This window comes from Silvibacterium bohemicum, from assembly GCF_001006305.1.
GTDB lineage: Bacteria > Acidobacteriota > Terriglobia > Terriglobales > Acidobacteriaceae > Silvibacterium > Silvibacterium bohemicum.
Genome location: NZ_LBHJ01000002.1, coordinates 208697 through 222195, shown reverse-complemented (window position 1 = coordinate 222195; position 13499 = coordinate 208697). Strand labels below are relative to the sequence as shown.

The following is a 13499-nucleotide window of genomic DNA, read 5'->3' as shown; positions in this document are numbered from 1 at the left end:
ACCGCACCAGAAGGATGAAGACCACATGGCGCCACCAGTAATGGCGGGTATCCCCGCGCTCAAAGACACCTACCAGCAGCTCAAGACGCGCATGGAGAAGGCGGTCGTCGATTTCCAGGCCAACCTTGCCTCGACGCGCACGGGACGCGCTTCGGTCCAGATGCTGGACCAGATCCGCGTCGACTACTATGGCACGCCAACGCCGCTCAGCCAGGTGGGCCAGATCACGACACCGGATGCCAACATGATTCTGGTTCAGCCCTGGGACACCGGTCTGATCGGCGAGATCGAAAAAGCCCTGCGCGTATCGGACCTTAAGTTCAATCCGCAGAATGACGGCAAGGTCGTCCGCATCCCCGTGCCGCCCATGACCGAGGAGCGCCGGCGCGAGGTAGTGAAGCACCTGAACAAGGTCTTAGAGGATCACCGGACCGGCATCCGCAATATCCGCCGCGATGGGAATGACGCCATCAAGAAGGCTGCGAAGGACAAGCTCATCTCCGCCGACGAAGAAAAACGCTCGCTCGAAGAGATGCAGAAGCTGACCGACGAAGAGATTAAGCGGATGGAAGAGATGTCGAAGAAGAAGGAAGCCGAGGTCATGCAGGTCTGACCTGCGCCAGAGGCTTGCGGATGCCCCACGTCTCGCCATGAGACGTGGGCTCACAAAAGGCGTGGGCTCACACAGCTCTAGGCAGCCAGCGTGGGGGCGCCGCCCAGCAGGGCAGCCGCGGACCACTCCGCGCGTCCCGACCACTCCGGCACATTGAATGGCTTCGCGGGATGCACCGACTGGTCATCGCCCTGAGCATGATGCTCCGCGAGCGCTTCAGTCACCTTGGCTATGGCTTCAGCACGCTCCGTCCGCGACGGCCGCGCAAAATAGAGCTTGTACTGGTGGCCGCAGACCTCACAGATCACGTCGGCTGATTCGTTGGTTGCCACGCATAAAACTTGCATTCCAATTCCCCCTTTGGCGTTGGCGAAAAGACAGACTAAGGTAGAATTCTGCGATTCAGAGTGTCCATGCCACTCTTGATCAGATGCACTACAACTCCTTCAGTGTAGCCTCACCCTCACGAGTCATCCACATCAAATGTGTGTAACAGCCCGCATCTATCACGAAAAAGAAAGCGCCTGCATAAAGGTCTTCTATCTTTCTGGAAAAGAGAACGGGCTAGATTACTGGCCGAAAAATTCTTGGCGAGATTAACTTGAATCAATTTCATAAGTGCCTGTACACTTACGCCAAGACCGCAAGCACCGGCACGATCTCCTCACAGCTCTTCAAGCATTTTTCCTACACATGTAAACCGGAGTGAGACGCTTTACGCAGTTTTCCGCCTGGAAACGCTGCACTTAGCGAATCTTTAAAAGGACACAGTGATAGGAAAATGCGCCAGTACTGCGCCCCCTTCAATCGGGCATTGTGAATACTTGCGTGCACATCCGAGTTATTCCAACTTAGGACTAGCAGTTATTCCAGCTTAGGACTCGCACTTTTCCCTCCGGCATGGTTCCCTCTGAGCCGGCGGAATGCAGTCGCTACCTCTCCCTGCAGCAAATTACGCGGAAGGCGGAGCTTCGCCCAAAAACGAAGTAGAGAGGATATTGACTATGACAGCTGCCACCCACGGAGCCATCGGATACCGTCGCGGCAGGATCAAGAGCTATAGCGCTGCACTGATCGTTGCGTTCATTCTCGCGCAATGGACGGCCGGGCGTCGCATCGGCGCATCAACTATCTTCGACGGCCAGCATGTGCAGGTAGCCCATAGCATTATGTTGTTCCAAACCGCCCTTGAAACGGAGCTTTCGGGCGATTGTTCTTCCGGAGTTATCCGCAAGATCTATTTTGATGATCTCGACGTGGCGCTGCCTTACATTGTGAACGCCGGATTCTGGAATACGCGATGCCAGCCGGTACGACCCACTCCGGTGACGCCGCTCAACGTCGATGAAACAGCACAGTGTTCCTCTTTAATTGTGAAAGAACAGCATTTGAGTTCCTGGCTTCCCGGAGTTGTCGGCGCCGAACTGGGTCCCGTCGCGACACGGGTATCGATCCTGCGGCGATGGTCGTCTCCAGACCGGAAGTTCGGTTTCACCGTCTATCGGAAACGCGGTTGCTCCGAGCCCGTCGGAGTACCCTCTGGTGATTAGTTTGCCCGGTCCGACGCGAAGGAGATTCTTTCTCGGCGCCCTTCTGACTACTTTTTTCGCGATCTTCTTTCTCGCCAGAGTTAATCAACTCACCTTTACGTTACCCAATGAAGACGACGCAACTTTCTTCCTGCCGGCCTGGAACTTCGCGCTTCATGGCAACTTCCGACTGCTGGTCCTCAATGCGCCGGACGGCATCTATTGGGTTCCCCACGCGTTCTATTTTTGGAACGCGCTTTTTTTCCGCCTCTTTGGTCCCACCATGGAGACAGCGCGGACACTGAGCCAGGCGACGACGGCGCTGGCGGCGACAATTCTCGTAGCAGCATCGGCTCGGATCTTGCGGTCCCGCGCGATCGCGACGCTTTGCGCGCTCATCCTGATTTCTCCCGCGACAATCTATACGGCCAACGCGGTTCGCATGGAAAGCCTGATCTTCCTTCTCTACGCGCTGGCAATTCTGTTGCATACGTATGGCAGATATTTGCCGGCTGTATCCCTGCTGGCCTTTTCACTACTCGTACATCCAGCGCTCTCCATCAGCCTGACGATGTATCTCGCCGGATTGGTGACTTTGCGATGGACAACGCCCCAAGGAGCGCTCTTTTCGGCTGGCGACTCCAAGAGGATACGCACGGTAGAGATTACGATTCTTGTTTTGGTGGCCGCCGCGATTGCCGCGGAAGCGATTCTTGTTTTCCAGCATCTTGAGCTCTTCCACAGGCACATGGCCTACCAGGCCCAGCGGAAGGCCGGACGAAGCCTTTACGTGATCCTCACCGACAGACGTGGACTTTTCCTATGTGCTGAGACAGCGTGCGTGACAATGGCCGGATATTACATCCGCAGAACAAGTGCGCCGCATTTCGGCATCGCTTTTCGAGATATCGGATGCGTCGCCATTCTCGCCCTCGGCTTGCAGGCCTACGCCGCGATAGGATTCGAGGGCCCCTATCTTGTCTACAGCTATGCAGTCGTTCCTGCAACCTTGGCTGCCTGCGTCGTTGGAGCACTCTCGAGGCTGCATGCAGTTCGAGCCGATGCGCCAGAAGAAAGATCCCAATTGATTGCATAAATGATTCTGGAAATGGTTCAGCGCAGGCGCGCGGTTCTAAAGGAGCGGAGCCGTAAAATGCGGTCGTTTCAAAAACGGTGTTTTGTTAGCCTGCAACCACTCCGTGAACGGCAAGCAGGATCTCCAAAACACCCTTCAGCTTGTCGAGATGCAGCGCATTGGCGCCGTCCGACTTGGCCTCCGCGGGATTGTCGTGCACCTCAAGAAAGACTCCGTCCACTCCGGCGGCAACCGCGGCGCGTGCGAGGAGTGGAATGAATTCCGGCTGGCCTCCGGAGACTCCATTGGCGGCCGAGGGCGTTTGTACGGAGTGGGTTCCGTCGAAAACGACCGGCGCGAGCTTGCGCATGATGGCGAGGGAACGCATGTCGACGACGAGGTTGTTGTAGCCGAAGGTGGTTCCACGCTCGGTGAGAAAGACATGATCGTTGCCGCTCTCCGTGACCTTCTCGACCGCGTGTTTCATGTCCCAGGGAGCGACAAACTGGCCCTTCTTCACGTTGATGGCGCGGCCGGTTTTGGCTGCAGCGACCAAGAGATCCGTCTGGCGGCAGAGGAAGGCTGGAATCTGCAACACATCGACGCCTTGGGCCACGATTTCGCAATGCCCGGGTTCGTGCACATCGGTCAGGACAGGCAGTCCGGTCGACTCGGCAAGCCGGCGCAAAATCGCGACTCCTTCTTTGATCCCCGGACCACGAAAGCTCTTCACCGACGTGCGGTTGGCCTTGTCATACGAGGCTTTGAAGATGTACGGAACGCCGAGGTCGGAGGTGATGCGCTGAATGGCATCGGCCATCTTGCGAACGTGAGCCTCGGACTCAATGACACAAGGTCCGGCGATGAGAAAGAGTTGGCCGCCGCCGACGCGGACCGGGCCGATTTCAAATGCTTGATTCACATCTTCAATTGAATCACAACGGAAGCATAGGTCGAGACAGATACATAGCCCTGCTGAGATTCTTCGCTACGCTCAGCCGTACGCCCGCGGGGGAGCAATACAAAGTGCTCCCCCACCTCAACAGTCTCTACCTAAACTGTCGATCCTTCATAGATACAAGAACAACGGCTCCTGAGGACGAGAGCTGGGACGGCTGGTCATAATCAAATTGACTTAATCCACCCGGACCTGTTCGAAACCCAGGCTGAGAAGCAGCTTGGTCAGAGTCGAGGCGGCGTTTTGATGGGCTGTCTGCAAAATGCCGCCGGCCTGCGCGGATTCGCGCAGCTGCTCTTCGGCCTTGGCGCGGACCTCTGTCTCCAGATTTGGATCGGCCTGCACAAAGAAGCCGGTTGCGCGAGAGAAGACGCGGGTCTTGCTGTCGTCGAGAGCAACGATGAAGATCTGTGCCGGAGGCAGATGCACGGTCACCGATCTTCCGCGAACCACAACGTCGGAGGACTTCAACTGGCTCAGATCGATGCCGGCAACCGCCTGGCCATGGACGTTGAGCAGGAGCTTGTCTCCTACCAGAAAGTCAGGCAGAATGGCGCTGGTCCGGTCACCCTCGACCATCTTGTCCATCGAGTAAGTCACGGACTCAAGGCGCGCCAGCCGCTGAATTTTATCGACGATGGTGGGCTGCGAGGTGTCGATGCTGAGGGCACGGCCCGTGACCCTGGTCGCGACTTTATCCCAGATGCCGAAGGTGGCTTCGCGCACAAAGATCGCCAGAGCCCCGGCTCCGATAAGCAGGCCGAGAAAGATAGCGAGCAGAATCGTGCCTGCGCCGATCCGCCGGCGTTGGGGAAGTCGCTCGGGAGCTATGGTTACGGGCGTCATTCCTGCTTGGATGTTAGACGAACGCCTCATGCTGGTTCGCTCGAATATTTTCTCTTCCCATAGATTGTGCAGATGGTGTTGATGAACGGCTTGCGTCCAGTGTGCGGGGCTTTTGCTGGGACTAGGCTCGGGATTCTTTGCCGTCCGTCTGATTCGCAGCATGCTCTACGGGGCGAGCCCATTGGACACACAGGTTTTCGCGGGAGCAGCATTGCTCCTGGCCGCGGTTGCAGGGTTAGTGTGCGCGATACCGGCCTGGCGCGCCGCCCGTTTGAATCCGATGCAATCACTGCGCGCCGAATAAGGTGCCGGATGTGCTTCGAATCAAAGAAAAGTGCCTGCCGGGTAGCGGTCACTCCGGCTTCGCTCCTCCTTCAGGCCCTCGCCTCTGAGACAATGGATCTGCATGCGTCGTGCGTTGGTTGCCGCTTTCTCCGCTCTCGTTCTCTCCGTTGCCGGCTGCGGTTATCACACCGCGGGATCGGCGGCTCACCTGCCGAACAGCGTTCACACGCTGGCGGTCCCGGTCTTCCAGAATGCTACGCAGTCCTACCATCTAGAAGTGGCGTTCACCCAGGCAATAGTGAAGGAGTTTTCCAGCCGGACCTCCTACCATCTGGTCTCGAGCGGCGATGATGCGGATGCGACCTTGCAGGGAACCATCACCAGCTACCAGGTGCTCCCGCTCACCTACAATTCGCAGACCGGCCAGTCGTCGAGCTTCGAGATCACGGTGAAGGCGCGGATCGTTCTTCTCGATCGCAACCACAAGACGCTCTACCAGAATTCCAATTACCTCTTTCGCCAGCAGTACGAGACGACCCAGGACCTGGTGACGTTTATCCAGGAAGATCCCGCGGCAGCGCAGCGCCTCTCTCGCGACTTTGCGCAGGGAGTCGTCTCCGATATTCTGGAGTCCTTCTGATGTCACGCGAGAGCAAAACTCCGGTTGCCAATCCCACCGTGCTCTTCGTGTCCTCTGTGGTGAAGTCCTACAGGTGCGACCGAGCACAAATTGCTTCGCAACTAAAAGAACATACGCACCACAGAGCACGCAGAGAACACAGAGACTTTCACTGGACATTCTCCGCAGAGACGCAAAGCACACAAGCAAAGACCTCCATGCTCTCCGTGTCCTCTGTGGTGAATCTCTGCGCGGGTGCTCGATAGATGGGCGCGGGATTTGCTGCCGCAGAGCGCTTCGTGGCCGAAGTTCGGGAAAACAAGCTGCGGCCCGGCTACGTGCTCGTCGGCGATGAGATTTTTCTCTACGATCGCTGCCGCCGTGCGGTTCTGGATACGCTGGTTCCTGCCGACATGCGGGATTTCTGCCTCTCGGAGATGGATCTGGCCGAGTCCAGCATCTTTGAGGCGCTCGACCGCGCCCGCACCTCGTCGCTCATGGCGCCCTTCCAGGTCTTCTTCATCCGCGGCCTGAAGTCGCTTTACACGCGCGGAGCCAAGAAAGAGGAGTTCGCGGCGATCGAAGAGTATTTCCGCTCTCCGAATCCGCAGAGCCTGGTTCTTTTTGTCGCCGACCACATCCGCATCCCCTCCGATCCGCGGCGCATGGAGATGGACGATAAAAATCGTTACGAACGCATCCGTGAGACGCTGGGCGAGTGGTGCGGCCTGGTGGAGCTGGCGCGAGTCGACGAAACCGATGCCCTGCGCTGGATCACCGCGGAGAGCGAACGAGCCGGCGTGCGTTTTGACGCCGATGCCGCACGCGAGCTGGCCGATGCCCTGGGCGCGGACATGATGCTCATCGCCAGCGAGTGGAACAAGCTGACGCTCTTTGCCGGCGAGAAGCGGCACGTGACGCTCGGCGATGTCGAGACCATGGTCCTGGCCGCCAAGCAGCGCTCGCTTTATGAGCTAACCGACGCCATCTCGGCCCGCGATACGCCGCGCGCCCTCGCCCTGCTGCACGGCCTGCTCAATGCATCGGACGGCGGCGAAGATTCGGCCATCGGCCATCTCTACATGCTGGCACGGACTTTCCGGCAGATGCTGGTGATCCTGGAAAAGAATGTCCGCGACTCACGGGCCATCTGGCAGGCGCTATGGCAGGGCTTCCGCATGCCTCCATTTGCCGCCGATGACCTGATCCGCCAGGCACGCCGCTATAAATCCAGCCGGGATGTTACGCGTGCTCTGCGGCTGATCGCGCGGGCCGACCTCGAGCTGCGCTCGCAGCCTCCGGACAAGCGGCTGGTGCTGGAGCGGCTGGTTTTCGACCTGACCAAGGAGCCGAAAGGCACGCAGACCGACGGCAGTTTTCAATATGCGATGGAGTTATAGGAAGCGGTTACGACTTAGAGAGCCGCGGTGAGAAGCAACAGGATCGCCGCCGCCACCGTGGCCGCCTGGTAAACATAATCGGCGGCTGCGCGATCGGATCGCCGGCTGTACCGGGCGCGAATCGAACGGATTGGGGAAGCGTTCATGGCCAGCTCTCACCTTCTAGATAGGCGCATCCCACGGAGTGGATTGCGCTTTTCTATTTAGACTCATTGTTACCCGCCGAGATGCGAATTTAGACCAAAGATTTGCGGGCGTTACCGATTTGTCACCTGCCTGGAAACGGCACAGCACCATCCCTAGGGCACATCCAACGCGGCTTGAGATGTAAAATTGCGCTGATGGCATCGCCCCAAGGTCCGACCCCAGGTCCGAATCAAGCCCCAAACCCAGCCCCGCAGTCAGGCTTTCTCAGCCCCACCGATCAAGCTGCCACGGAGCCGCGCTCCCTTACTCCGTGGATCATTGCGGGCGTTTTCATCCTGCTGGTGGTGGGTGGGCTGATCCTGGCCAGCCGCCATGCCCGGCCGGCGAATCCAGGCGGAGCGGGGCTGGCTCCAGCCGATCCGTACGCCGCCAGCCTGGCTTTTTCGGATATCAAGATGAGCGAGTCCTCGAGCGTGGGCGGCGCCAAACAGACTTACCTCGATGGGACCATCGCCAACAACGGGAGCAAGACGCTCACCGGACTGACCGTCCAGGTGGCCTTCCGCGACTTCAGCAATATCCTCGCGCAGAAGGAAACCACGCCGCTGAGCCTGATCCGCACGCATGAGCCGTATGTCGACACGGAACCGGTCTCGGCCGCGCCCATCAAGCCGGGGGAGAGCCGCGAGTTCCGGCTGATCTTCGACCACGTGGCCGCAAGCTGGAACCAGCAATACCCGGAGATTCGGGTGATCGAAGTTACGACGCGATAAGACGTGCGAATGGCTTTCGCCAAAGGCGCCATTGCCTGGACGGCGAGTCCCTACTCCGTGCGCAGCACCTGCATGGGCTCGGTTGAGGCGGCGCGGCGTGCCGGCAGGAAGCAGGCCAGCAGTGCCGCTGCCAGCAGGACGACCGCCACTGCGCTGAAGGCCGACAGATCCATCGCACCCACGCCGAAGAGCATGCTGCGCATGGCGCGGCCGATGAAGTAAGCACCCACCAATCCCGCGGCCAGCCCGATGCTGGCGAGAAGTATGCCCTCGCGCACGATGAGGCCGACGACGCGGCTGCGGGTGGCTCCCAGAGCCATGCGCAGGGCGATCTCATGCGAGCGCTGCGCCACCGAGAAAGCCATCACGCCGTAAATGCCGGTCGCGGCCAGCAGCAGCGCCACCACGGCGAAGCACGCGAAGAGCAGCATGGTGAAGCGGTCGTTGGAGAGGATGTCATCGCGGACCTGGTCCAGCGTCTGCGGCCTGCCCAATGCGATATCGGGATCGACCGAGTGGACGGCGGCGGCGATACTCTTGGTCATCGAGCCTGGCTCTTCCTGTGTGCGCACGGCGATGCCCGCGCTCGGCCAGGGGATCTGCCAGAACGGTATCAGCATCTCGGGATTGTCCTCGCGGAAGCCGCGGCTTTTGACGGTGTGATACACGCCGACAATCTGCCAGGGAATCGGCGGACCCAGATTTTGCACGCCCGGAATCAGCTCTTCGACCAGCACCCGCTGCTGCAGCGGGTCTTTGCCTTTGAAGTATTTGTTGACGAACTCCTGGTTCACCACTGCCACCTTCACGCTGCCGGCATTGTCCTGTTCGGTAAATGACCGGCCTTTGCTGAGGCCGATACCGAAGGTGGTGAAAAAGTCCGGGGTCGCCATGCCGAAGCCCGTATTCGGCCGCTGCGAGGGATCGGCATAGGCTTGCCCGCCTTCGAGCGTGAAGGGCATGCCAAAGCCTGCTCCATAGAGCGGCAGACCGGTCATCGCCGTCGCATGCGTCACCCCCGGAACGGCATCGATGGCATTCAAAATCTGGTGGTAATAGGCGATGATTCTTGCCGGATCTTTTGAGCGCGTATCGGGAACCGGCATGCCAAAGGTCAGCACATGGTCGGTTTTCACACCGAGATCGACGCGCAGCAAATTGAGGAAACTGTGGATGGCCATGCCCGCGCCAGCCAGCAGCGAAAGCGCCAGCGCGAACTCGCCGATGACCAGCGCCCGGCGCAGCTTCTGGTGGCCTGCGCCCACTCCGGCGCGGCCGCCTTCCTTCATCGATTCGGCGGGATCAACCTTCGACGCATACCAGGCGGGCGCGCATCCGAAGAGGAAACCGGCCAGCGTCGTGGCCAACAGCGTGAAGAGCAGGATGGGGACATTCAGGGTCAGATCCGCTTCGCTGGGCAGCGTGCCCTCCGGAACCGCGGTAATCAGGCCGCGCAGCATGGCATAGCCCACGCCGATGCCCAGAGCGCCGCCCATCAGCGCCAGCATCAGGCTCTCGGTCAGGAGCTGACCGAAGATCTCCTTACGTGAAGCCCCGAGAGCGCCACGGATGGCCATCTCCTTCTGCCGCGTGAGCCCTTTGGCGAGCAGCAGATTAGCCACGTTGACGCAGGCGATGAGCAGCACGAAGGCCACCGCGCCCAGCAGCAGCCACAGTGTGGTGATGCGCTCGCTGGGCAGGAAATCGTTCTTGAGCGGCTCGACAAACGAGCTCCACCCCTTGTTGCTCTTGGGATAGACCTGCGCGATGTGCGCGGTCACCCGCTCCATATCTTCTTGGGCTTGCTTCAGGGTTACGCCCGGCTTCATGCGGCCCATGGCCAGCAGCCAGTGGAAGTCGTGGTTCAACTGCTCCGGTTTGAAGACCAGCGGTGTGACAATGTCTCCCTGGCCGCGGTCGTACATGCCGGGCTGCAGCACGCCGACCACGGTGTAAGGCTCACTGTTGAGGCGGATGGTCGTGCCGATGATCTTGGGATTCGATCCCAGGTGCATCCACTCTTTGTGGGTGAGGATGACGACGTGGTCTTTGCCCTGCTGGCCTTCTTCCGGAAGAAAATCGCGCCCCATGAAGAAGGGGATGGCGAGCATCTTGTAGAAGCCGGGCGTCGTCTGGCGGCCGTCGATATTTTCAGGCTGCGCCGCGGTCGCGATGTTGAACGATGCCCCGGTCCACGCGTTCAGATCAGAGAAGACAGTGTTCTCGCGCTTCCAGTCGGTGAAGTCTCCGGCAGACATTCCATTGTGAAAGCCTTGAATCTTCGACCACACCACGACCAGCTGATCGGGCTTCGGATACGGCAGCGGCGCCAGCAGCGTGGCGTAATCCACCGTGAAGATGGCGGTATTGGCTCCGATGCCCAGCGCTAGCGTGAAAAGGACGGTGACGGTGAGGCCGGGATGCTTGGCCAGCATCCGCAGAGAGTGCTTGATGTAGCCGAGGACGTTTCCCACCAGCGAGCTCCGATCATGGAGAGCGAGAGTGAACAGCATGCATGTTGGCAGACCAATTCCGAAGCGGCAATTGGCCGGCGCGAGAAACTACGCAATCTACGCAGATAACATCTACGCAATCTTGGGGGGCCCGGTTCGCGGGTTTTGCGGTTCTCGGATTTAAAGTGCGCCGATTTTGAAGCGCCACCCGAACCCGCAATCAATGGACGCGCGGGAGCAAGAACGGCTCACGCTCTCCCGAAAAAATTATTCGACCGGCTTGGCCTTGCCGTCGCGCAGCGCCTGGTCAATGATTGATTGCGCCTGACGGCTGGCCTCCCGCGCGATGCGCGCCTGCTCCCTGCCCAGTTCCCCTTGCTGGCGGCCGAGCTCGCCCTGTTTCCGGCCTAGCTCGCCTTGTTGCTCGCCGAAGACACCCATCTTTGCGCCCGCCTGGGACTGCGCCTCGCCCAGCTTGCTCTGCATTTCGCCGAGTTTCGATTGCAGCTCGCTCAGGCTCTCCTGCGTTGCCTGCGAGGAAATGCTCTGGATGGACCGCTGCAGCTCCGCAATCTCCTTCGAGATATCCGGCACCGGGACCTTCACCATCTCCTGTTGTGCCCCAAGCAAACCCTGTTGCCTGCCGAGCTCGCCCTGCTGTTTTCCTAACTCAGCCTGGCGCCGTCCAAGCTCTTCCTGCGGCGCGTAGAGAGCCTTGATCTTGGCCACCAGCGCGGGATCGGTTACCACATACGACTTGCCGTCATGCTCGAACCACAGAAAGCTTCCGTGAACCTTCGTGCGGACCCGATCGAGCTCGCCGTAGTCATCGGAGGAGCCTATGAAGTAGGTGTGTCTATGAACGGAAGTTGTCGAGTTCTTGTCTCCATCGACAACGGCGAAGGAGTTATCGTCGCCGGAATCGCTCCACCCTTGAATCTGAGCGGATTGATTCTGGGCGTCTTCAACATCGGGCGCGTCGTTAGCACCGGGCGCGGCGGGCTCCGCATCCTCAGCCAGCACTACGTGCGCTGAGTTGGAATTCTCGGCAATCGCGGCCAGCACTGCGGGTTCGGGTTTCGTGTTCAGGGGCGCGATGGCAGCCGGCGGAAGAAGCGTTGAGGGCTTCGCCTCCTGCCCGTTGTCCATCCCGACGCCCACCTTGATCTCTGTCGTGAGCACGGCGACCGCCTTCGCCTTTACTGCTTCCGCGGCCTGCACATGCAGCAGAGAGGTGGCCAGCACCAGCCCGCAAGGCACCAGCAGTGCTGCGATCACCGCGTGGCGGCGTCCGCTGAGAAAGGCGCTGCGGAAGATTCGCTCATTCAGGATGCGCTCGATGCGGCGCTGAATATTGCTGGAGCGCGCCATGCCCACCCCTGCCGTTACTCCCGCGAAGCCATGACGAGGCATGGCGGCGAATTCCAACAGGACTTCGGCATAGGAGGAATGGTCATTGGCTTCTTGTAGTGCCGCATGATCGCTGATGGCCTCGCCCAACTCCGCAAGTCGGTGCTTGAGATACCAACCCAGCGGACTTATCCACACCAGCGCCGCATAGAGCGATGCCAGAAGCTGCAGATAGAAATCGCCCTGGCATACATGCGACCGCTCATGGGCGAGCACAAAGCGTAGTTTCGAGCGATCCCACTCCGTGTAATTTTCCGGCAACACGATGCCGGAGCCAATGGTGACAGGGCTTTGGATACGATCGCTGATGCGAACAGTCGCGCGAGGCTCAAGAATGGGAGATGCCGGCTCGGCACGGTTCCAGATGCGCATGGCTAGAGCCAATCCGAAGAGCAGGCGTATGAGCAGCACGGCACTGACCGCAAGATAAGACGGCACGATGTAGCGGACGAGATCCGACGCATGCCATGTCGCTGAGGAGCGAGTCGCGGGCTGCAGCGAGATGGTTGGAATGGCCTCGTCTATAGATGTCAACGAAGTAGATGTCAATGGGGTGGGCACCGATGCTGTGGGCGTTGATGCAATCCCAGATCGCGACGGGCTTGGCGTTATATTGAGCGACGAGACTCTCTTTTCAATCGCGGTCACGACCGGAGTCTGCTTCACCGGCACAACCAGAGCGGCGCCGGGGTGCGCGGCTTGCCAATGCATCAGCAAGGGCATGGCAAAGGCCGTTAGCAGAACAAGGCCCCAGGCGATCTTCTGCGCCAGCACATGACGCACGCCGAGCAGCTTGATTCCACCCCAAACAATCACTGCCATCATGAGGGAGCGAAGTCCCGATTCCACCAAGAGAGTCGTCATCACTTTTTTCCCTTCTTCGCTGCTGCAATACGTTCTGCCAGCCGCTGCAGTTCCTTGCGGTCCAGCACCTTCGAATCCACCATGCCCACCAACAAATCTTCAACCGACCCATCACAGAACCAGTCCACGATCCGCTTCACGGCCCTGCCCGCCACCACCTGCCGCGGCTCGGCCGGCTGGTAGTGGAAGGTGCGATTGTCGACGGTGTGCGTGACATATCCTTTCTCTTCCAGGCGGCGCAGCACGGTGCGGATGGTCGAATCCTTCAATGGACGCTCCATCCGCTCGCGCACTTCTTCCGCGGTCATGGTGCTGTGCTGCCAGACCAGCTGCATGATCTCGCGTTCCAGCTCCCCCAGGTCGGCCGGATCGTGGGCGCTGTTGTCGTGACTTTCTGTAACGTTACTCGCCATAGTGTTACCCAATGTAACACATGGGTCCCGAGGACTGGCAAGCCCTTTTCGAAAGAATTCTTTTTGGGGCTAAATTCGGCGAAGAGAAGATAAAGCGGCCATGTCTGCGTGTCC

The 13499-nt window shown here is 59.6% G+C and carries 13 protein-coding genes; 6 read left to right on the top strand and 7 right to left on the bottom strand.

Going from position 1 to position 13499, the window contains the following annotated elements; translation table 11 throughout:
* The first annotated feature begins 25 nt into the window (after positions 1-25).
* Positions 26-613 carry a ribosome recycling factor gene (gene frr, locus XX99_RS04855; protein ID WP_050058261.1) on the top strand — a complete coding sequence of 196 codons (588 nt, stop codon included), beginning with the start codon at positions 26-28 and terminating at the stop codon, positions 611-613.
* A 77-nt stretch (positions 614-690) separates the two neighbouring features.
* On the opposite strand, the gene XX99_RS04850 is transcribed toward frr, so the two are convergent.
* Positions 691-945 carry a hypothetical protein gene (locus tag XX99_RS04850; protein WP_156185803.1) on the bottom strand — a complete coding sequence of 85 codons (255 nt, stop codon included), beginning with the start codon at positions 943-945 and terminating at the stop codon, positions 691-693.
* Positions 946-1617: 672 nt separating this feature from the next.
* Between XX99_RS04850 and XX99_RS04845 the strand changes: the two genes are divergently transcribed.
* Both XX99_RS04845 and XX99_RS04840 read left to right on the top strand, forming a co-directional pair.
* Positions 1618-2163: a hypothetical protein gene (locus XX99_RS04845; RefSeq protein ID WP_050058259.1), complete on the top strand. Its 546-nt coding sequence runs from the start codon at positions 1618-1620 to the stop codon at positions 2161-2163.
* Complete coding sequence (locus tag XX99_RS04840) at positions 2156-3238, top strand: hypothetical protein (RefSeq protein ID WP_156185802.1); 1083 nt, start codon at positions 2156-2158, stop codon at positions 3236-3238. Before XX99_RS04845 ends, XX99_RS04840 begins: the two co-directional genes overlap by 8 nt.
* An 85-nt stretch (positions 3239-3323) precedes the next feature.
* On the opposite strand, the gene kdsA is transcribed toward XX99_RS04840, so the two are convergent.
* Positions 3324-4139 carry a 3-deoxy-8-phosphooctulonate synthase gene (gene kdsA, locus XX99_RS04835; RefSeq protein ID WP_050058257.1) on the bottom strand — a complete coding sequence of 272 codons (816 nt, stop codon included), beginning with the start codon at positions 4137-4139 and terminating at the stop codon, positions 3324-3326.
* Between the two features lie 213 nt (positions 4140-4352).
* Positions 4353-5021 (bottom strand): DUF4230 domain-containing protein, encoded by a 669-nt coding sequence (locus XX99_RS04830; protein WP_050058256.1) that lies wholly within the window; start codon positions 5019-5021, stop codon positions 4353-4355.
* A 406-nt stretch (positions 5022-5427) separates the two neighbouring features.
* Here XX99_RS04830 and lptE point away from each other — a divergent pair, with 406 nt between their 5' ends.
* Both lptE and holA read left to right on the top strand, forming a co-directional pair.
* Positions 5428-5946: an LPS assembly lipoprotein LptE gene (lptE, locus tag XX99_RS04825; RefSeq protein ID WP_050058255.1), complete on the top strand. Its 519-nt coding sequence runs from the start codon at positions 5428-5430 to the stop codon at positions 5944-5946.
* Between the two features lie 245 nt (positions 5947-6191).
* Positions 6192-7325, top strand: a complete 1134-nt coding sequence (gene holA, locus XX99_RS04820; RefSeq protein WP_050058254.1) for a DNA polymerase III subunit delta — start codon at positions 6192-6194, stop codon at positions 7323-7325.
* A 14-nt stretch (positions 7326-7339) separates the two neighbouring features.
* Here the strand turns inward: holA and XX99_RS28300 are convergent, their stop codons facing one another.
* Positions 7340-7471 (bottom strand): hypothetical protein, encoded by a 132-nt coding sequence (locus tag XX99_RS28300; protein WP_260315441.1) that lies wholly within the window; start codon positions 7469-7471, stop codon positions 7340-7342.
* Positions 7472-7666: 195 nt separating this feature from the next.
* On the opposite strand from XX99_RS28300, the gene XX99_RS04815 reads away from it, so the two are divergent.
* Positions 7667-8245, top strand: a complete 579-nt coding sequence (locus XX99_RS04815; protein WP_050058253.1) for a DUF2393 family protein — start codon at positions 7667-7669, stop codon at positions 8243-8245.
* A gap of 50 nt (positions 8246-8295) precedes the next feature.
* Here the strand turns inward: XX99_RS04815 and XX99_RS04810 are convergent, their stop codons facing one another.
* The 3 genes from XX99_RS04810 to XX99_RS04800 form a co-directional block, all read right to left on the bottom strand.
* On the bottom strand, positions 8296-10719 hold the full coding sequence (locus tag XX99_RS04810) for an ABC transporter permease (RefSeq protein ID WP_050058417.1): 2424 nt from the start codon (positions 10717-10719) through the stop codon (positions 8296-8298).
* A gap of 246 nt (positions 10720-10965) precedes the next feature.
* Positions 10966-12972: a M56 family metallopeptidase gene (locus XX99_RS04805; protein WP_050058252.1), complete on the bottom strand. Its 2007-nt coding sequence runs from the start codon at positions 12970-12972 to the stop codon at positions 10966-10968.
* Positions 12972-13385, bottom strand: a complete 414-nt coding sequence (locus tag XX99_RS04800) for a BlaI/MecI/CopY family transcriptional regulator (RefSeq protein ID WP_050058416.1) — start codon at positions 13383-13385, stop codon at positions 12972-12974. The genes XX99_RS04805 and XX99_RS04800 overlap by 1 nt, the downstream gene beginning before the upstream one ends.
* Positions 13386-13499 lie beyond the last annotated feature (114 nt).